The sequence below is a fragment of the Sphingopyxis sp. MG genome, assembly GCF_002953155.1.
Taxonomy (GTDB): domain Bacteria; phylum Pseudomonadota; class Alphaproteobacteria; order Sphingomonadales; family Sphingomonadaceae; genus Sphingopyxis; species Sphingopyxis granuli.
Genome location: NZ_CP026381.1, coordinates 1,948,678 through 1,965,983 on the forward strand (window position 1 = coordinate 1,948,678; position 17,306 = coordinate 1,965,983).

18 protein-coding genes are annotated in these 17,306 nt (G+C 67.9%); 9 read left to right on the forward strand and 9 right to left on the reverse strand.

Annotated elements, in window-relative coordinates; translation table 11 throughout:
- Positions 1-7: 7 nt before the first annotated feature.
- The 3 genes from C3E99_RS09085 to plsY all read right to left on the reverse strand — a co-directional run bounded on the left by C3E99_RS09085 (position 8) and on the right by plsY (position 3,349).
- Positions 8-1,564, reverse strand: coding sequence for a VWA domain-containing protein (locus tag C3E99_RS09085; RefSeq protein WP_234002650.1), 1,557 nt, complete (start codon positions 1,562-1,564; stop codon positions 8-10).
- Positions 1,565-1,649: 85 nt separating this feature from the next.
- The gene (gene dprA, locus C3E99_RS09090; RefSeq protein WP_199775084.1) at positions 1,650-2,732 is read right to left on the reverse strand and encodes a DNA-processing protein DprA; all 1,083 of its coding nucleotides are present in this window, start codon (positions 2,730-2,732) and stop codon (positions 1,650-1,652) included.
- Positions 2,729-3,349 carry a glycerol-3-phosphate 1-O-acyltransferase PlsY gene (gene plsY, locus C3E99_RS09095; protein WP_076077781.1) on the reverse strand — a complete coding sequence of 207 codons (621 nt, stop codon included), beginning with the start codon at positions 3,347-3,349 and terminating at the stop codon, positions 2,729-2,731. The genes dprA and plsY overlap by 4 nt, the downstream gene beginning before the upstream one ends.
- Before the next feature lie 162 nt (positions 3,350-3,511).
- Between plsY and murI the strand changes: the two genes are divergently transcribed.
- The 3 genes from murI (at position 3,512) to C3E99_RS09110 (ending at position 6,332) form a co-directional block, all read left to right on the forward strand.
- On the forward strand, positions 3,512-4,318 hold the full coding sequence (murI, locus tag C3E99_RS09100) for a glutamate racemase (protein WP_067109504.1): 807 nt from the start codon (positions 3,512-3,514) through the stop codon (positions 4,316-4,318).
- A gap of 101 nt (positions 4,319-4,419) precedes the next feature.
- Positions 4,420-5,646 carry a 5-aminolevulinate synthase gene (hemA, locus tag C3E99_RS09105; RefSeq protein ID WP_404950414.1) on the forward strand — a complete coding sequence of 409 codons (1,227 nt, stop codon included), beginning with the start codon at positions 4,420-4,422 and terminating at the stop codon, positions 5,644-5,646.
- On the forward strand, positions 5,643-6,332 hold the full coding sequence (locus C3E99_RS09110) for a nitroreductase (RefSeq protein ID WP_067109501.1): 690 nt from the start codon (positions 5,643-5,645) through the stop codon (positions 6,330-6,332). Before hemA ends, C3E99_RS09110 begins: the two co-directional genes overlap by 4 nt.
- A gap of 137 nt (positions 6,333-6,469) precedes the next feature.
- Here the strand turns inward: C3E99_RS09110 and C3E99_RS09115 are convergent, their stop codons facing one another.
- The 3 genes from C3E99_RS09115 to C3E99_RS09125 form a co-directional block, all read right to left on the reverse strand.
- Positions 6,470-7,081, reverse strand: a complete 612-nt coding sequence (locus tag C3E99_RS09115) for a GNAT family N-acetyltransferase (RefSeq protein WP_104959717.1) — start codon at positions 7,079-7,081, stop codon at positions 6,470-6,472.
- A gap of 98 nt (positions 7,082-7,179) precedes the next feature.
- Positions 7,180-7,641, reverse strand: a complete 462-nt coding sequence (locus C3E99_RS09120) for a hypothetical protein (protein WP_234002651.1) — start codon at positions 7,639-7,641, stop codon at positions 7,180-7,182.
- 79 nt (positions 7,642-7,720) lie between these two features.
- Positions 7,721-8,710 (reverse strand): threonine ammonia-lyase, encoded by a 990-nt coding sequence (locus C3E99_RS09125; RefSeq protein ID WP_067109495.1) that lies wholly within the window; start codon positions 8,708-8,710, stop codon positions 7,721-7,723.
- Between the two features lie 64 nt (positions 8,711-8,774).
- Between C3E99_RS09125 and C3E99_RS09130 the strand changes: the two genes are divergently transcribed.
- From C3E99_RS09130 to C3E99_RS09145, 4 genes are read left to right on the forward strand one after another with little or no spacing between them, the layout of a single operon-like run.
- Positions 8,775-9,983: a saccharopine dehydrogenase family protein gene (locus tag C3E99_RS09130; RefSeq protein ID WP_076075042.1), complete on the forward strand. Its 1,209-nt coding sequence runs from the start codon at positions 8,775-8,777 to the stop codon at positions 9,981-9,983.
- Positions 9,984-9,987: 4 nt separating this feature from the next.
- Positions 9,988-11,094: an alpha/beta fold hydrolase gene (locus C3E99_RS09135; RefSeq protein WP_083675067.1), complete on the forward strand. Its 1,107-nt coding sequence runs from the start codon at positions 9,988-9,990 to the stop codon at positions 11,092-11,094.
- Complete coding sequence (locus C3E99_RS09140; protein WP_067183163.1) at positions 11,091-11,441, forward strand: DMT family protein; 351 nt, start codon at positions 11,091-11,093, stop codon at positions 11,439-11,441. Before C3E99_RS09135 ends, C3E99_RS09140 begins: the two co-directional genes overlap by 4 nt.
- A 16-nt stretch (positions 11,442-11,457) precedes the next feature.
- Positions 11,458-12,645 carry a carboxynorspermidine decarboxylase gene (locus tag C3E99_RS09145; RefSeq protein ID WP_104959718.1) on the forward strand — a complete coding sequence of 396 codons (1,188 nt, stop codon included), beginning with the start codon at positions 11,458-11,460 and terminating at the stop codon, positions 12,643-12,645.
- Here the strand turns inward: C3E99_RS09145 and C3E99_RS09150 are convergent.
- Positions 12,638-12,931 carry a hypothetical protein gene (locus C3E99_RS09150; RefSeq protein ID WP_156483058.1) on the reverse strand — a complete coding sequence of 98 codons (294 nt, stop codon included), beginning with the start codon at positions 12,929-12,931 and terminating at the stop codon, positions 12,638-12,640. The two genes, C3E99_RS09145 and C3E99_RS09150, sit on opposite strands and share 8 nt — an antisense overlap.
- Positions 12,932-13,036: 105 nt before the next feature.
- Here C3E99_RS09150 and C3E99_RS09155 point away from each other — a divergent pair, with 105 nt between their 5' ends.
- The gene (locus tag C3E99_RS09155; protein WP_067109478.1) at positions 13,037-13,255 is read left to right on the forward strand and encodes a helix-turn-helix domain-containing protein; all 219 of its coding nucleotides are present in this window, start codon (positions 13,037-13,039) and stop codon (positions 13,253-13,255) included.
- 38 nt (positions 13,256-13,293) lie between these two features.
- Here C3E99_RS09155 and C3E99_RS09160 read toward each other — a convergent pair whose 3' ends face one another.
- Both C3E99_RS09160 and C3E99_RS09165 read right to left on the reverse strand, forming a co-directional pair.
- A complete protein-coding gene (locus tag C3E99_RS09160) occupies positions 13,294-15,045 on the reverse strand; it encodes a hypothetical protein (protein ID WP_158682224.1) in 1,752 nt (583 codons plus the stop codon).
- Between the two features lie 2 nt (positions 15,046-15,047).
- Positions 15,048-15,812: a GNAT family N-acetyltransferase gene (locus C3E99_RS09165; RefSeq protein ID WP_076075041.1), complete on the reverse strand. Its 765-nt coding sequence runs from the start codon at positions 15,810-15,812 to the stop codon at positions 15,048-15,050.
- A gap of 190 nt (positions 15,813-16,002) precedes the next feature.
- Here C3E99_RS09165 and C3E99_RS09170 point away from each other — a divergent pair, with 190 nt between their 5' ends.
- Positions 16,003-17,193 carry a type III PLP-dependent enzyme gene (locus C3E99_RS09170; protein WP_067109469.1) on the forward strand — a complete coding sequence of 397 codons (1,191 nt, stop codon included), beginning with the start codon at positions 16,003-16,005 and terminating at the stop codon, positions 17,191-17,193.
- The last annotated feature ends 113 nt before the right edge of the window (positions 17,194-17,306 follow it).

Sequence of the window (17,306 nt, forward strand, 5' to 3'; positions counted from 1 at the left end):
CAATCGCTTACTGATTGTCCCACCGGAAGCCCGCGGGCAGGCGGCATTTGCCGGCGTCGTAATCGCCGACGCTGCGGATCACCTCGCTGCGTTCGGGTTCGATGCGGCGGCCGCTGATCTGGCTGTCGATCACGCGGCGGACGAGCGCGTCGAGCCGGGTGACGAGATAGCAGTCGATCGCCGGCGGCGCATGCGGATTGCCGACGCCGCTGTCGTCGGTCAGGAACAGATAGCGCGACTGGGTCGCCGCGGCCATCGCGCGCATCGCATATTCGGCCTTGTCGGCGACGCCCGACGCGGCGACCGGGGTGATGTGGATCCGCTTTGCGCGCGCGGCTTCCGCCGCCTGCCACGTCCGCCCGAAGCGATCGTCATGCGGCGGCGCGTCGGCGACGAGCAGCAGCGACTTCACCGCATCGAGGCGCCAGTCCTGCCCGACCGCGCGGATCAGCGCCTGGTCCATCGCTTCGGGATAATCGCCGCCGCCGCTCGCATATTGCTGCGCGAGCCGCCCCTGCACCGCGCCGATGTCGCGGTCGAAGGCAAAGCTGCGGGTGACGTAATCGTCGCCCTCGTCGCGATAGAAGACGAAGCCGACACGGATATCGAGGTCGCGATGCCTGGCGGTGATCGCGGCGATGATCGAACGCAGTTCGGCCTGCAGATACCGGATCTCGTCGCCCATGCTGCCCGTGGTGTCGACGACGAGCATCAGGTCGAGCTTCGTCGCCTTCGCCGCCGTCCGGTCCGCGGTGAGGCCGACGAGCTGGCCGCCGGCCGCCGCCGACACCAGCACCGGGCGCGCGTCGGCGATCGCCCGGCCCGCCTGGCGCGCGGACACGGTGATCCGCTCGCTCAGCCGGTCGAGGCCGGGAAAGAAGACCGCGCTGCCGTCGGCCTGCGTCGCCATGGTGATGCTGTTGCCGTCGCTGCACGTCACGACGACGTCGGCGAAGGGAATCGGCTGGCCGTTGCGGTCGGCGACCCGGACCGTCACCACGCGCATCGTGTCGACGCGCGGCAGGGCGCGCACCTCCTGCCCCAGGTCGCTGCGATTGACATAGGCGGCGTAGAGTTCGGGATTGAGCAGGTCGTCATGCTCGCCCGCGGTCAGGATGCCCGACTGGGGCTGCGGCTGCGGCCAGGGCCGCGGCGATGGCGGGTAGCGGGAGGCGTCGGACGATCCGGGTGCCGCGCTCTCGGCAGTCCGCGACGCATCGCCCGCAGCGCGCGCACCCGTTACCGCGACCGCGTCCGCCGCCATGGGCGCCATCGCCGGCGGCGGGGGCGGAGGGGGCGGCGGGGGAGGAGGAGCTGGTGGCGGCGGTGGCTCGGCAGACATCGCACGGTCGCGTCCGGAGCCGCCACGGGATTTGAGCGCGCGGTCGGGCCGCTGCTGCCCCGCCTCGGTCTCCGCAGGCAGGCGCGGGAGCGGATCGGCGGCGCGGCAAAAACCCTGCTGCCCCGTCACGGGCTTCGCGGCGGCACTTGCCGCCGGAAGCGGTGCCGGCCCGGCGGCAAGCAGTCCCGCCATCGTTGCGCCCGTCAGCAAGCGACTCCGCATCGTCCCTCTCCCCACCATGTGATACAATATCATCAACCTGTCGGCGGGGCGCTGAACCATGGCTTAACGGCCGAGGTCACCGGTCTCAGGCGACGCTGACCCGGGCGCCGGCGTGGCGTTCCAGGCGGCCCGCCAGTTCGAGTTCGAGCAGCACGAGTTGCACCGCCGCCGCCGGGCGGCCCGACTGGCGCACCAGTTCGTCGATGGCGACGGGGGTGGCGCCGAGCAGGCTGGCGATGGCGCCGCGGTCGCCCTCCGCCACCTGCGGCCCGGTCGATGCGACATCGCGGAGCCGCGGGGCCGCGCGCGTCATGCGGGCGTCGATCGGCCCGAGCGCCTCGATCACGTCGTCGGCATTCTGGACCAGCGTCGCGCCTTCGCGGATCAGCAGGTTGCACCCTTGCGCGCGCGGGTCGAGCGGCGAGCCGGGGACCGCCATCACCTCGCGTCCATAGTCGCCGGCGCGGCGCGCGGTGATCAGCGATCCCGACCGGGGCGCCGCCTCGATCACCACCGTTCCCTGCGCCACCCCGGCGATGATCCGGTTGCGCGCTGGAAAGTGGCGCGCGAGCGGTTCGGTACCCGGCGGCTGTTCGGTCATCAGCAGATGGTCGGCCGCGATCCGGTCCTGCAAGGCGGCATTCTCCGTCGGGAAGGCGATGTCGATACCGCTCGCGATCACCGCCGCGGTCGCGCCGCCCAGCGCGCCGACATGCGCCGCGGTGTCGACCCCGCGCGCCAGCCCGCTGACCACGGTGACACCGCGCGCCGCAAGATCGGCGGCGAGCTGGCGCGCGAAGCGGCAGGCGGCGGCGGAGGCGTTGCGCGCACCGACGATCGCGACGCAGGGACGATGGAGCATTGCGCCGTCGCCACGCACGATCAGCACCGGCGGCGCGCTTTCCACCTCGCGCAGCAAGGGCGAATAATCGGCTTCGTCGCTGAAGACATGGCGCGCGCCGAGCGCCGAAACGCGGGCGATCTCGCGCTCGGCGAGGTCGGCCGGGGCGATGCGTGGCTTGCCGCCGCCGCGCAGCGCAAGGTCGGGGAGCGCCGCAAGTGCGGCTTCGCCCGACCCGAAGCGCTGCATCAGCTGGTGCCAGCTCACCGGGCCGACGTGCGGCGTGCGGATCAGCCGCAGCCGCGCCAGCCGTTCGGCATCGGTCACGCGGCCGCGTCCGGTTCGGGCGCGCCCTTCCCCGCCCCGATGCGGGGTTCGGTCCCTGCACGCAGCCGGGCGATATTCTCCCGATGCCGCCACAGCAGGATCGCCGCCAGCCCGGCCAGCCCGACGGCATAGACCGGATAGCCGAGGACGAGCGCCGCGACGGGCGCCGCGACCGCTCCCGCCATGCCGCCGAGCGACGAGATGCGGAGCAGCAGCACGGCGCCGAGCCAGAAGGCGGCGAAGACGAGCCCGATCGGCCAGGCGAGCGCGAGCGCCACGCCGAGCAGCGTCGCCACCCCCTTGCCGCCGCGAAAGCGCAGCCAGACGGGGTAGCAATGACCGATCATCGCCGCGGCGCCCGCGATCATCGCGCCATGATCGCCGAGCCCGGGCACGAAATGGCGTGCGAGCAGCACCGCGACCGCGCCCTTAGCGCCGTCGAGCAGCAGCGTCGCCGCCGCGAGTCCCTTGCGCCCGGTCCGCAGCACGTTGGTCGCGCCGATGTTGCCCGACCCGATCCGCCGAAGGTCGCCCGCGCCGAACATGCGCGTCAGCAGGACGCCGAAGGGGATGGAGCCGAGCAGGTAGCCTGCGGCGATCAGCAGATAGACGGTCATCTCGGTCCCCCAATATTCTCCGGGCCGCACTGTGCAGCCAATGCGCCCGGCGATCAACGGATTCGGATCGGATGACTGCCAAAACGGACCAACGTCGTCCCTGCGAAAGCCGTTCGGCGCGAAGCGATTGAGCGCGACGCGCGCGCCTGCTAGGCGCCGGTCATGCCCCCCCCTGCCCTCGACGCCCCGATCCTCTTCTTCGACAGCGGTCTCGGCGGATTGACCGTGCTCGCCGCGACGCGCGCCCTGCTGCCGAACGCGCCCTTCGTCTATGCCGCCGACTATGCCGGCCTGCCCTATGGCCGGAAAAGCGACGAGGAGCTTGCGGCGCGCGTTCCCGCGCTGCTCGGTCGGCTCGTCGAGCGCTTTCAGCCGCGGCTGGCCGTGATCGCCTGCAACACGGCCTCCACGATCGCGCTGTCGCATGTCCGTGCCGCGCTCGACCTGCCGATCGTCGGCACCGTCCCCGCGATCAAGCCCGCCGCCGCGCTGACCCATAGCGGCGTTATCGGCGTGCTCGGTACCGAGGCGACGGTGCGCCAGCCCTATGTCGACGACCTCAGCGCGCGCTTCGCCGCAGGCAAGACGGTGCTGCGCCACGGCAGCCCCGAACTGGTGACGGCGGCGGAAGCGCGGCTGCGCGGCGAGACGGTCGACCCGGCGGTGGTGGCGCGCGCGATCGCGGGCCTGACCGATCAACCCGGCGGCGATGCGATGGACGTCATCGTGCTCGCCTGCACCCATTTCCCGCTGCTGCTCGATGAGCTGCAAACCGCGGCGGGCCCCGGCGTGCAGTTGATCGACGGCGCGGCGGGCATCGCGCGGCGCGTCGCCCAGCTGACCGCGGGGCAGGACTGGCCCATCACCGCATCTCCGGGCCTTGCCGCCTTCACCCGCAGCGACGCGATTCCGCCGCCGCCGCTCGCCGCGCTGCGCCCCTATGGCATTGGGCGGACTGAGACAATTTGACCCATGCTTGCGAATCGTTCGCACTGGCCTTCGCGGAAAATCGACGCTATTGCCCCGTCCGTTCGTCGCCGGAGGGGGCGGCGCACCCGAAGCTGCGGGGCATGCAAGTGAACTACGACGATATTTTCGCCCGAGCCATCGACCGGCTGCACGAGGAAGGCCGCTACCGCGTCTTCATCGACATCCTGCGTAACAAGGGCGCCTTTCCCAACGCGCGCTGCTTTGCCGGGCACAACGGACCGAAGCCAATCACCGTCTGGTGCTCGAACGACTATCTGTCGATGGGCCAGCACCCGAAGGTCGTCGCCGCGATGGAGGAAGCGCTGCACGACGTCGGCGCGGGCGCCGGCGGTACGCGCAACATCGCGGGCAACACCCATTATCATATCGATCTGGAGGCCGAACTCGCCGACCTGCACGGCAAGGAAGGCGCGCTGCTCTTCACCTCGGGCTATATCTCGAACGAGGCGACGCTCGGCACGCTGGGCAAGCTGCTGCCGGGCTGCATCATCTATTCGGACGAGCTCAATCACGCCTCGATGATCGCGGGCATCCGCAATTCGGGCTGCGAAAAGCGCGTGTGGCGCCACAACGACCTCGATCATCTCGAGGAACTGCTCGCCGCCGACGATCCGCAGGCGGCCAAGGTCATCGCGTTCGAAAGCGTCTATTCGATGGACGGCGACATCGCGCCGATCCACGCGATCTGCGACCTCGCAGAGAAATATAACGCGCTCACCTATTGCGACGAGGTCCACGCGGTCGGCATGTACGGCCCGCGCGGCGGCGGCATCACCGACCGCGACGAGTGCGCTTCCCGTGTCGACATCATCGAAGGCACGCTCGGCAAGGCGTTCGGCGTGATGGGCGGCTATATCGCCGCCGACCGGAATATCATCGACGTCATCCGCAGCTATGCGCCCGGCTTCATCTTCACCACCAGCCTGTCGCCGGTACTGGTCGCCGGAGTGCTCGCGGCAGTCCGCCACCTCAAGCAGTCGAGCGTCGAGCGCGACGCGCAGCAGGCGGCGGCGGCCTATCTCAAGCAGAGCTTCCGCGACGCGGGCCTGCCGGTGATGGATTCGACGACGCACATCGTGCCGCTGATGGTCGGCGACCCGGTGCGCGCCAAGAAGATCAGCGACATATTGCTCGCCGAATATGGCGTCTACGTCCAGCCGATCAATTTCCCGACCGTGCCGCGCGGCACCGAACGGCTGCGCTTCACGCCCGGCCCGACGCACGACGAGGCGATGATGCGCGACCTGACCACGGCGCTGGTCGAAATCTGGGATCGGCTCGAACTGGAATTCCAGAAGGCGGCGTGACGGGCGCATTGCCCTATGACGAGGTGGTCCGCGGTCGCCGGTCGATCCGCGGCTTCCTCGACAAGCCGGTTCCGCGCGCGCTGATCGCCGAGATCATCGAGGTCGCGATGCGCGCGCCCTCCTCCTTCAACAACCAGTGCTGGAATTTCTCGGTCGTCACCGGCGCACCGCTCGACGCGATCCGCCGCGGCAATAGCGAGGGCATCTTGGCCGGCAAGCCCGACAGCCGCGAATTCCGCCGCTTCGACCGGGTCGTCGACGCGCACCGAACGCGCCAGATCGAAATCGCCAAGCAATTGTTCGGCGCGATGGGAATCGCGCGCGACGATCGGGACGCGCGGCAGGACTGGGTGCTGCGCGGTTTCCGGCAGTTCGACGCGCCGGTGAGCATCGTCGTCACCTATGATCGCGCGCTACTCGGCAGCGACATCGCCCCCTTCGACTGCGGGGCGGTGACCAATGCGCTGGTCAACGCGGCATGGTCGCGCGGGCTGGGCTGCGTCATCAACAGCCAGGGGATCATGCAAAGCCCCGTGGTGCGCGAGCATGCGCATATCCCCGACGATCAGGTCATCATGATCTGCGTCGCCATGGGCTGGCCCGACGAGACGTTCCCCGCCAACGCCGTCGTGTCGAACCGCAAGAGCGTCGACGAGGCCGTCCGCTTCGTCGGCTTCGACGACTAGGGCGTTCATGTTTGGATGAACCATGCCGAGTCCCCGCGCAGGCGGGGACCCGGAGCGATGTAGCGCCAATTTTGGCTCTTCCCACTCTGGCTTCCCGCCTGCGCGGGTGCACTCGGCTTCTCAAGCCGAAACGACGCTCAGGCCGCCGGGCGCATCATTCCCCAGAAATGCGGTCCGCCGCCGGGCACGTCCCATTCGACCTGCGCGACGAACCCCAGCCGCTCGTAAAGCGGCACGTTGTGCGGCGTCGCGGTTTCCAGCCAGCAGGGCAGCCTTTCGGCATCGGCCCTCGCGGTCTGCGCGCGGATGATCCGCCCGCCGTGCCCCTTTCCCTGATGCGCGGGACGCACGCCGACATAATGGAGATACCAGAAGCGCCCCGGCGGCCGGTGCGCGTCGATGCTTCCCTGCACCTTCAGACCGCGCGGCAGCGTCGCGCCGAAGGCCGCGACGAGCGGAAGCACGGTGCGCAGAAATTCGAGGCTGCCGCTGTGAGCACGGCCCGGCGCCCGCCACAACGAAGCCGATTCGTCGTCCGCCCCGCGCAACGCCACGCCCGCACGCATGTCGGCGGGAACGAGGGCGCGGAACAGGCCGCGCAACGCGCGGGCGCGGCCGTCGGGTTCGGGCAATATCCACGACAGGGCGGGATCGGTCTGAAACGCCTGCGCCAGCGTTTCGACCAGGGCAGGCCGATCGTCGTCGCATGCCTCGAGGATTTGGTCCGTCCGGTTTGCACGATTCGTCATTGCGAGCGAAGCGAAGCAATCCGGAGCGGTTTATGCAAGCTCCGGATTGCCGCGTCGCTTCGCTCCTCGCCGGGGGTATCGATGCTCGCCGCGGCATCTCAATCGCGACAATAGCCCTCGCCCTGCTTGACGATCAGGCATTGCTGCTTGCCGGCCAGATATTTGAGCCCGGTTTCGTCGCCGTTGCCGCGATGGAGCGACAGTTGCTCGCCGCCGCGCCGGAACTGGATGCCATGCTCGCTGTCCTGCCCGTCATAGGTCCCCCTGGTGTCGAGGTCGGACTGCATCTCCAGCTTGTATTTGCCGGGCTCGGCAGCCGGGGCGATCGTCACATACATGCCCTCGACCCCGGTCCATTTGCCCGCCCAGCTTGCGAAGCGGTGCGACGCGGTCGCCGGATCGGTCCCTGCATCGGGCGCCGCGGTATCGACGGGCGGCACGGTTTCGACCGGGACCTCGGTGGTGTCGGTAGGCGCCGGGGCCGGCGCCTCCGCCTTTTCGCAGCCGGCGAGCAGCGCCAGCGCCACCGGGGCCGCGAGGATCAGGCTCATCTTCATCATGCGTCTCCTTCCACCGGCGCAACGCATCGCGCGGCATAAGTTTCCGCCCGGGATGCGCTGCCGGCCTTTGGAAGGTCCGTCAGCCCGCCAGTATCTCCGCATATTTCTGCGGATCGACATTGCCGCCCGACAGCGTGATCAGCGTTGCCGCGCCCGGCGTCACCTTGCCCGCGAGCACCGCGGCCAGCGCCGCCGCACCGCCGGGTTCGACGACAAGGTGCAGCTTTTCGAAGGCGACGCGCATCGCGTGGCGCACCTCTTCGCGCGTGACCACGACTCCGCGCACGCCGCGCGCCTGCAACACCGCGAAATTGATCGGCCATGTCTCGGGCGTCTGGAGCGCATCGCATTCGGTCGGATAGCTCATGTCCGCGACCGACAGGATTTCGCCGGCGGCCAGGCTGCGCGTCACATCGTCCCACCCTTCGGGCTCCACGGCGAAAATATCCGCGTCGCCGCAGGCCAGCGCGAGCCCGGCCGACAATCCGCCCCCGCCGCAGCAGGCGACGACCGTGTCGGGCCCGGCGATGCCGCGCGCCCGCATCTGCGCGGTCGCCTCGATCCCGGCGCTCCCCTGCCCCTCGATGATCCACGGGTCGCCATAGGCGTGCACCAGCGTTCCCCCGCGCTCAGCGATCAGCGCCGCCGCCACCGCGTCGCGCGATTCGGTGACGCGGTCATAGAGCACGACCTCCGCCCCCAGCGCGCGCGTCGCCGCCAGCTTCATCTGCGGCGCATTGCCCGGCATGACGATCGTCGCCCTGATCCCCAGCCGTTTCGCCGCCCAGGCAACGCCCTGCGCATGGTTGCCGCTCGACACGCCGACGACGCCGGCCGCCGCCTCTTCCGGAGTCAGGTCGCTCAGCCGGTGCCACGCGCCGCGAATCTTGAAGGCGCCCACCGGCTGGAGGCATTCGGCCTTGCACCAGAGCGTCGCGCCGTCGACCTCCAGCGGCAACAGCGGGGTCGGCGGCAGGATGGCGGCGACCTTCGCCGCGGCGCGCTCGACGCCAGCGAGCGTCGGCGCGCGCGCGGGGTCGCGCAGGGGATCGGGGCTTTGCTGTGTCATGGCTTCGTCCTATAGGGCGCGGCATGGATGACAAGCGGCGACACGCCGCGCAGGAGATTTTTCGATGAGCAAGGTTCTGGTGATCGGCGCCGGCGGCGTCGGTTCGGTCGCGGTGCACAAGATGGCGATGAACGCCGACATCTTCCCGTCCATCACGCTGGCGAGCCGCCGCAAGTTCAAGTGCGACGCGATCGCCGAGTCGGTGAAGGCGCGCACCGGGGTGACGATCGCAACGGCGGAGGTCGACGCCGACGACATCGACGCGACCGCGACGCTGATCCGTCAGGTCGGTGCGACGCATGTCGTCAACCTCGCGCTTCCCTACCAGGACCTCACGATCATGGAGGCGTGCCTGAAGACCGGCGCGCATTATCTCGATACCGCCAATTACGAACCGCGCGACGAAGCGAAGTTCGAATATCACTGGCAATGGGCCTATCAGGACCGCTTCAAGGACGCCGGACTGATGGCGCTGCTCGGTTCGGGTTTCGATCCCGGCGTGACGAGCGTCTTCACCACCTGGCTGAAGAAGCATCATTTCGAGCGCATCGACACGCTCGACATCCTCGACTGCAACGGCGGCGATCACGGCCAGCATTTCGCGACCAATTTCAATCCCGAGATCAATATCCGCGAGGTGACCGCGGTCGCGCGCCACTGGGAAAACGGCGACTGGGTCGAAACGCCGCCGATGTCGGTCAAGCAGAACTTCGACTTCGAAGGCGTCGGGCCGAAGACCATGTACTTGATGTACCACGAGGAAATCGAAAGCCTGAAGACGCACCTGCCGGAGATCGGGCGCATCCGTTTCTGGATGACCTTCGGCGACGCCTATATCCAGCATCTGACCGTGCTCCAGAACGTCGGCATGACGCGCATCGACCCGGTGATCTACGAAGGGCGCGAGATCGTCCCGCTGCAATTCCTGAAGGCGGTGCTCCCCGAACCGTCGAGCCTGGGCGAGACGACCAAGGGCAAGACCAACATCGGCGTCATCGCGACCGGCCTCGGCCGCGACGGCAAGGAAAAGACTCTCTATCTCTACAATATCTGCGACCATGAGGACGCCTATGCCGAGACGGGCAACCAGGCGGTCAGCTACACGACCGGCGTCCCGGCGATGATCGGCACCGCGATGATGGTGACGGGCACCTGGTCCGGAAAGGGCGTGTTCAACATCGAGCAGATGGACCCCGATCCCTTCATGGACATGCTGAACAGGCACGGCCTGCCGTGGCAGGTGAAGGAACTGGATGCGCCGCTGGAGTTCTGAGGCCATGATGAAGTCGCTGCTGGGATTCGTCGCGGCAGCCTTTGCCGCCGTCCTCGTCACCGCACCGGCGCAGGCGCAGGGCGACGACGCCTATGCGCCCGCGCGCGCGATCGTCGCCGACCTCAACCGGATCGTGACGCCGAACGGCGTGCAGGAGACCTTCGTCGCGACGCTCGGCGGCGCGAAGCAGGTGGTGAACGTGCGCGGTGCGGACCGCGACAATCCGATCCTGCTTTTCGTCCACGGCGGTCCGGGCGCGGTCGAGATGCCCTTCGCCTGGGCCTTCCAGCGGCCGTGGGAGGACGTCTTTACGGTCGTCCAGTACGATCAGCGCGGCGCCGGGCGTTCCTATCCGCTGAACGACCCCGCGACGCTGGCGCCGACGATGACGCTCGACCGCTATCGCGACGATGCGATCGAACTGATCGAATTGCTGCAAAAGCGCTACGGCCAGCGCAAGGTCGTGCTGATGGGGCATAGCTGGGGCTCGTTCGTCGGGCTCGCGGTCGCGCTCGAACGTCCCGACCTGCTCCACGCCTATGTCGGCGTCGGCCAGGGCATCGACTTTCGCGAGGGCGAAAAGGTGGGCATGGCGTGGACGCGCGCCAAAGCGCTCGCGGCGGGCGACCGCGCGGCGGTCGCAGCTATCGACGCACTCGCCCCCTATCCTTCGTCGGGGCCGTTCACGATCGAACAGGCGGACGGCTGGCGCAAATATGCGATGCCCTATGGCTCGCTGCTCTACAATCGCCCACCCGCGACGACGCTCTATTTCGAGCAGCCGCGGCTGTCGCCCGAATATACGGAGGCCGACCGGCAAGCGTGGGGCAAGGGCAGCGCGTTCACGGTCACGACCTTGTGGCCACGGCTCGCCGATGTCAGCTTCGCGCAGGCGCGGGCGATCGACATTCCGATCGTCTTCCTTCTCGGGCGCCACGACTATACCGTCCCGTCGCCCGTCGCGGCCGCCTGGTTCGCAAAGGCCCGGGCGCCGTCGAAGACACTCGTCTGGTTCGAGCATTCGGCGCATATGCCGATGGTCGAGGAGCCGGGGCTCTTTTTCGCCGCGCTGCTTCGCGACGTGCTGCCGCTGACCAAGGACCGTCCATGACCGCCTATCTGCTGCCGATCGGCCTGCTGTTCGCATCGAACATCTTCATGACCTTTGCCTGGTACGGCCACCTCGGCGACCTGTCGCGCCCGGTGTGGCTCGCGGTGCTGCTGGCGTGGGGCATCGCCTTCTTCGAATATTGCCTGGCGGTGCCGGCGAACCGCATCGGCCATTCGGTCTATTCGACCGCCGAGCTGAAGACGATGCAGGAGGTGATCACGCTGATCGTCTTCGCCGGCTTCGCGACCTTCTGGCTTGGCGAAAAGCTCAGCTACAACCATCTGGTCGGCTTCGCCTTGATCGCGGCCGGCGCCTTCTTCATCTTCAGGGGGCCGATCGCGGCCTGACAGGATCGATTGCATCATGGAAACCAGAGCCGGCGACCCCGGAGCCTTTGCCCGCTTCGACCTCAGCCGCGTCCCGACGCCCGCCTTCGTCGTCGACGCGGCGAAGGTCCGCGCCAACCTGGCGGTGCTGCGCCATATCGGCGATGCGTCGGGCGCGCGCGTGCTCGCCGCGCTCAAGGCCTTTTCGATGTGGTCGCTCGGGCCGGTCGTCGCCGAATATCTCGACGGCGTCTGCGCCTCCGGCCTCTACGAGGCGAAGCTGGGACGCGAGGAATATGCCGCCCCCGGCAAGCACAGCGAGGTCGCGACCTATTGCGCCGGCTACAAGGAGAGCGAACTGCCCGAGATCGCGCGGCTCTCCGACCATCTGATCTTCAATTCGCCGGGACAGATCGCGCGCTTCCGCCCGCTGCTCGACCGCCTGCGCGCGGAGGGCGAGCAGTTCGATATCGGCCTGCGCATCAACCCGATGCACAGCGAGGGCGAGGTGGCGAAATATGATCCGGCGGCGCCGTGCAGCCGGCTCGGCTTCCCGGTCAGCCAGCTTTTGCCCGAGCATATGCAGGGGGTCGACGGCATCCACATGCACACGCTGTGCGAGCAGGATTTTCCGCCGCTCGAACGGACATGGGCGGCGGTGCAGCCGATGCTGCATCCCTTCGTCCGCCAGCTCCGCTGGATCAATTTCGGCGGCGGACACCACGTCACGCGCGCCGACTATCAGATCGACGACCTGATCGCCTTCCTGAAACGGGTGCGCGCGGCGACCGACTGCGACGTGATGATCGAGCCCGGCGAAGCGGTCGCGCTCGATGCCGGAATCCTCGTCGGCGAGATCCTCGACCTGTTCGACAACGGCATGCCGATCGGCATCACCGACGTCAGCGCCACCTGTCACATGCCCGACGTAATCGAGGCGCCCTATCGCCCGGCGATGCTGGGCGAGGACACCACCGGCGCCGTGGTGCGGCTCGGCGGCCCCTCGTGCCTCGCCGGCGACGTGATCGGCGACTATCGCCTGCCCGGCGGCGCGCGCATCGGCGGGCGCTTCGCCTTCCTCGACCAGGCGCATTATTCGATGGTCAAGACCAACAGCTTCAACGGCGTCCCCCTGCCCTCGATCTGGCTATGGGACAGCGAGACCGACGAACTGAAGGAAATCCGCCGCTTCGGCTATGAGGATTTCAGGACGCGCCTCAGCTGACGTCATCGGCAGAACGGGACGATCCGCGACGCCGGTCGCGGACATGGCCGTAATAGCTGCCGTAGCGACGATAACGGCGCTGCGGACCGTTCCAATATTTGCCCATCAGTCTGCCGAGAGCCCGCAGAAAGGCACCGGACACGCTCGCGAGGTTCAGCAGCGCCCAAATCGGCAGCGCCAGCGGCAGCAGGAGAAGGAAAGCCCGCCGGATCCGGCGCGGCCACGACATGGGGCGCCACAGCCGGAACAGGAAAGTCGGCGCATGGCGCCCATAACCGTCACTCACCGCCATCCCTTCCCCACCCGATCGCCGTCCATCGTCCCTTATCTGGTCCTCTATACATAATATAGTTGATAAACCCGTCGGCGATTGAAGGTCAACAGGGACCGCATGGATATGCGGCGCGTCGTTGGAGAGAATGTGCGGCGAGCGAGGCTGGCCGCCGGACTCACGCAGGAGCAACTTGCGGAGCGGAGCGGTTTCAGCCAGCAATATCTGAGCGGGCTCGAGCAGGGAAAGCGAAACCCGACCATCGTCAGCCTCTATGAACTGGCGATGGCGCTCGGCGTGTCCCATGTGGATCTGGTGAGCGCCGGACCGGACGCATGACCGGCGATCCCGTCAGGACGCGCCTCGGCTGAGCGCGCCTACCCCATCCGGTCGCGCGGCCGCAGCAGCCGCGTCGCGCCTTGCCAGACGCGACGCGGAAACGCCGTGACTTCGGAGGGGAAGGACAGCAGCAGCAGCACGATCAGCAGCAGGACGAACGCCGCCTGCCCCAGCAATTCCATCCGGAAGATGCTGACCAGCCCACTGGTCAGCTGGTCGTAGAAATTGATGAGCCCGAGCAGGGTGATGAACATCACCATGCGCCCGGTCCGCGCGCTGTTGTAGGCGCCGTTGACCGCATGCATGTCCTCGACCAGCCCCTCGATGCGGTCGATCATCCGGTGCGCCCGCTCGTAACGGTCGCGATTGCCCATCCCCGCCTCGACCGCCGCCAGAGCCTCGCGTTCCTTTTCATAGCGGAACAGATGGCTCGACTGGTTGATCGAATAGCGCCGGAACAGATCGAAGCGCGCCTCCAGATTGCGGCGCAATTCGCGGATCGGCGAGCGCCAGGGCAAGGTGATGGCACGGACGGCCTGCGCCAGCGGGCGCAGCGGCTCTGCGATCAGTTCGGCTTCGTCATTGCCATAGATGAGGACGTCGATCGCCTCCTCGATCTCGGTCACCATCAGTTCGTCGTGCACGGCGACGAGCCACATCAGCGTCAGATAGGGGCAGTTGCCGAGCGCGAGCCGCGCGTCGTGCATCGAGCGCGAATCCTCGCTGATCTCGATATGATAGCGCGGGTGCGCATAGTTGAAGAAGCTTTCGCCGCGGATCGCCGGACGCGTCGAATCATAAAGTTCGGCCGGGTCCTGAAAGGGGAAATCGACCACCGATTGCAGCACGCCCGACAGCGCCAGAAAGGGCAATAGTTCGTCCGGATTTTCGGCCGGATAGTGCGGCTGCGCACCCGCGAGGCACGCCGCGCGCCGCGCCGCCAGTTCGGCCGCCGCCTCGCGCGCCTCGTCGGTCAGCGCAAAATCCTCCTGCAACGCGTCCGAAAAGGAGGCGATGCCGAGCAGCCGTTCGTCCTCGATCGAAATCAACAGGTTGCGCACCGCGCGCGGACCGACCTCGAAGGGCGGCTTCAGTCCCAGCGCGCGTTGCAGATAGCGGCGCAGCCCATTGTGCGTCGCGCTGTCGTCGGCGGCGAGCATCGCGAGGCGCGCCGTCGCCATGTCGGTCAGCGAAACAGGCGATTCGCCGTCGAGAGCGAAACGCCATCCCTTGACCACCTGCTGATCCGGCTTTGCCGCCGCAAGCCGCTGCATCGCGATCAGCGTATATTCGTCGACCCCCTTGCCGCTGCCGTCGGCCTCGGGAAACATGCTGAAGCAATAGAAAAGCCGCCCGCTTTCGAACAGACAGAAGGCGTCGCGATAGCGCAGCGCGATCGTCTTCGCGCCGCCGCAGGCGCTCGTCATCTCCATCGTGCGCCCCTCGGAACGGTATCGCCACTGGGCGGGGCAATGAAGCGTCAGGCGGCGGCGGTCGTCTTCGATCTTTTCGGGCTGGGCCAGGAAGATCAGAGGCCGGCCGCCGCGGCCCGGCCCGCCGTTGGTCACATCGTCCAGATAGGAACGGACAGGCTCGACCAGCGCATCATAGGCCGGGAAGCGCGAATCGGATTCGTCGTCCGGTTCGATCGCGCGGTGGATCGATTCGAGGCGGAAAGCCGCCGGATGGCCGCTTTCGCCGATCCGCACCGGCAGTTCGAACAGAAAGGTCAGCGCGAAATCGGCGATGTCGGGGAACACCGGGCATTCGGCGTAACGCGGCATTGCCACCGTCATCCCTTCGCCCTCGGAAGCGGCAGCAGGTGCAGGGTGTCGCGCGTCTCCAGCGCCGCCATCATGTCCGCCGTGTCGGCATGCGCCGCCAGGTCGGCGCCGAGCGCTGCCGCCAGTTCGCGCAGGAAGGCCGCGACCTGCGGCGCGCGCAGGCTGTCCCGCACCTCACCGTCGCGCAGGAAACACATCAGGTGCAGCCGATAGGGCGGCAGTTCGGGGCGCAGCGGCGGCATCACATAATCGAAATCGAGCATGCGCGCGCCGAGCCCCGCGAGCCTTTTCTGCCGAAGGTCGGTCTCGCCCCGCTCGGCATCGTCATGCGCGTCCTGATAGCGTTCGGTCTCCGCCAGCATCGGCGTCGCGGCGTCGGCGGTCCGGTCAAGCCAGGCGCGCGCCGCGGCGATCAGGCGACGCCCGATTCCCTTGCCGCGCGCGCCCTCCGCGACCGCGATATAGGTGAGCAGACCGATCCGGGCGGCGCGATAATATTCGATCGTCACGCCCGCCACCGGATGGTCCTCCGCGTCGAGCAACAGCACGACCTCGATTCGCGGCTGCGGCGGAGGCGGCGGCTCGGCGGCGTCGAGCAGATCGACCCAATAGCGCGGATCCTCGCGGATCACCGCATCGGGGAAAGCGGGAATATAAACGTCGTGGGCATAGGCCTCCATCAGCGCGTGGCGGCGCGCCGCCGTTTCGCGCGACAGCTCGACCGCCCGCAATTCCGGCGGCGCTCCCTTCGCCTGCGTCGAACCTTCCGTCACGGCGTCTACCCCGCTTCCTTCGCTAAACCGCATAGCGTTACTGCGGGCCGCCCCGTCGCATGGCAAGCCGGATTCGCTCTTTACATGGGGGTCCCCCGACCATATATGCGCCCTCCGCTGCCCCATGGGGACTTCCAATAACCGCAAGGCAGCTCTTGTCGTTTAACTTATTTTTTGGGGGTCCCTTGAGTTGCACCAGCATCATAGCGCCCACGGGCTGATTCAGGCACTTTCGCCGATCGAACCTGTCACGCTTGTCCGCCCGCACGCCGCGCGGCGTGCGGCGCGGTTTTTCATCGAGCGATTTCCCGGCACGACCATGTATGCGGTCAAGGCGAATCCGTCGCCCGACCTGCTGCGCCTGCTGTGGGATTCGGGTGTCACCCACTATGACGTCGCCTCGATCGCCGAGGTGCGGCTGGTGGCGCGCACCCTGCCGCGGGCGACGCTCTGCTTCATGCACCCGGTGAAGGCCGAGGAAGCGATCGCCGAAGCCTATTGGCAGCACGGCGTCCGCACCTTCTCGCTCGACACGATGGAAGAGCTTGAGAAGATCGTCCGCGCGACCCGAAACGCGGCCGACCTCAACCTGCTCGTGCGCCTGCGCGTATCGTCCGACCATTCGAAGCTGAGCCTCGCCGCCAAGTTCGGCGCCGAGCCCGACGAGGTCGCCGAACTGCTGATGGCGACCCGTCAGGCCGCCGACGCGCTCGGCATCTGCTTCCATGTCGGCAGCCAGGCGATGACCCCGCACGCCTATGCGCAGGCGATGGAGCGCGTCCGCGCCGCGATCGTCGCGGCGTCGGTCACCGTCGACATCGTCGATGTCGGCGGCGGCTTCCCGTCGAGCTATCCCGGCATGGAGCCGCCCCCGCTCGATGCCTATTTCGACACGATCCACCGCAGCTTCGAAAGCCTGCCGATCAGCTATTCGGCCGAACTGTGGTGCGAGCCCGGTCGCGCGCTGTCCGCCGAATACAGCTCGCTGATCGTGCGGGTCGAAAAGCGCCGCGGCGACGAGCTCTACATCAACGACGGCGCCTATGGCGCGCTGTTCGACGCCGCGCATGTCGGCTGGCGCTTTCCGGTCACGCTGCTGCGCGATACGGCGAGCGAGGAACTGGCGGCATTCAGCTTCTATGGGCCGACCTGCGACGACCTCGACCATATGGCGGGACCCTTCTACCTGCCCGCCGACGTCAAGCCGGGCGATTTCATCGAGATCGGCATGCTCGGCGCCTATGGCTGCGCGATGCGGACGAAGTTCAACGGTTTCGGAGCCGAGGAAATCCACGTCGTCAGCGACGAGCCGATGACCAGCCTCTACACCGGCGAGGTCGAACCCGAACGCCGCACGGCGACAGTGACGAAGCTGTTCTGATCGCTTTGCCGCGCCGATAGTTGCAGGGCCGGTTCGCCAATGTGCGAGCCGGCCCTTTTCTTTTGGCGGTGCCGGAGTTCGATGGAATGGCGGACCCGCTTCGTCATGCGGGC

Excerpts from the sequence above, each read along its gene's own strand:
- C3E99_RS09085 (WP_234002650.1), bottom strand. The coding sequence starts at position 1,564 with ATGCGGAGTCGCTTGCTGACGGGCGCAACGATGGCGGGACTGCTTGCC.
- plsY (WP_076077781.1), bottom strand. The coding sequence starts at position 3,349 with ATGACCGTCTATCTGCTGATCGCCGCAGGCTACCTGCTCGGCTCCATC.
- murI (WP_067109504.1), top strand. The coding sequence starts at position 3,512 with ATGCCCCCCCCTGCCCTCGACGCCCCGATCCTCTTCTTCGACAGCGGT.
- hemA (WP_404950414.1), top strand. The coding sequence starts at position 4,420 with ATGCAAGTGAACTACGACGATATTTTCGCCCGAGCCATCGACCGGCTG.
- C3E99_RS09115 (WP_104959717.1), bottom strand. The coding sequence starts at position 7,081 with ATGACGAATCGTGCAAACCGGACGGACCAAATCCTCGAGGCATGCGAC.
- C3E99_RS09120 (WP_234002651.1), bottom strand. The coding sequence starts at position 7,641 with ATGATGAAGATGAGCCTGATCCTCGCGGCCCCGGTGGCGCTGGCGCTG.
- C3E99_RS09125 (WP_067109495.1), bottom strand. The coding sequence starts at position 8,710 with ATGACACAGCAAAGCCCCGATCCCCTGCGCGACCCCGCGCGCGCGCCG.
- C3E99_RS09130 (WP_076075042.1), top strand. The coding sequence starts at position 8,775 with ATGAGCAAGGTTCTGGTGATCGGCGCCGGCGGCGTCGGTTCGGTCGCG.
- C3E99_RS09135 (WP_083675067.1), top strand. The coding sequence starts at position 9,988 with ATGATGAAGTCGCTGCTGGGATTCGTCGCGGCAGCCTTTGCCGCCGTC.
- C3E99_RS09140 (WP_067183163.1), top strand. The coding sequence starts at position 11,091 with ATGACCGCCTATCTGCTGCCGATCGGCCTGCTGTTCGCATCGAACATC.
- C3E99_RS09145 (WP_104959718.1), top strand. The coding sequence starts at position 11,458 with ATGGAAACCAGAGCCGGCGACCCCGGAGCCTTTGCCCGCTTCGACCTC.
- C3E99_RS09155 (WP_067109478.1), top strand. The coding sequence starts at position 13,037 with ATGGATATGCGGCGCGTCGTTGGAGAGAATGTGCGGCGAGCGAGGCTG.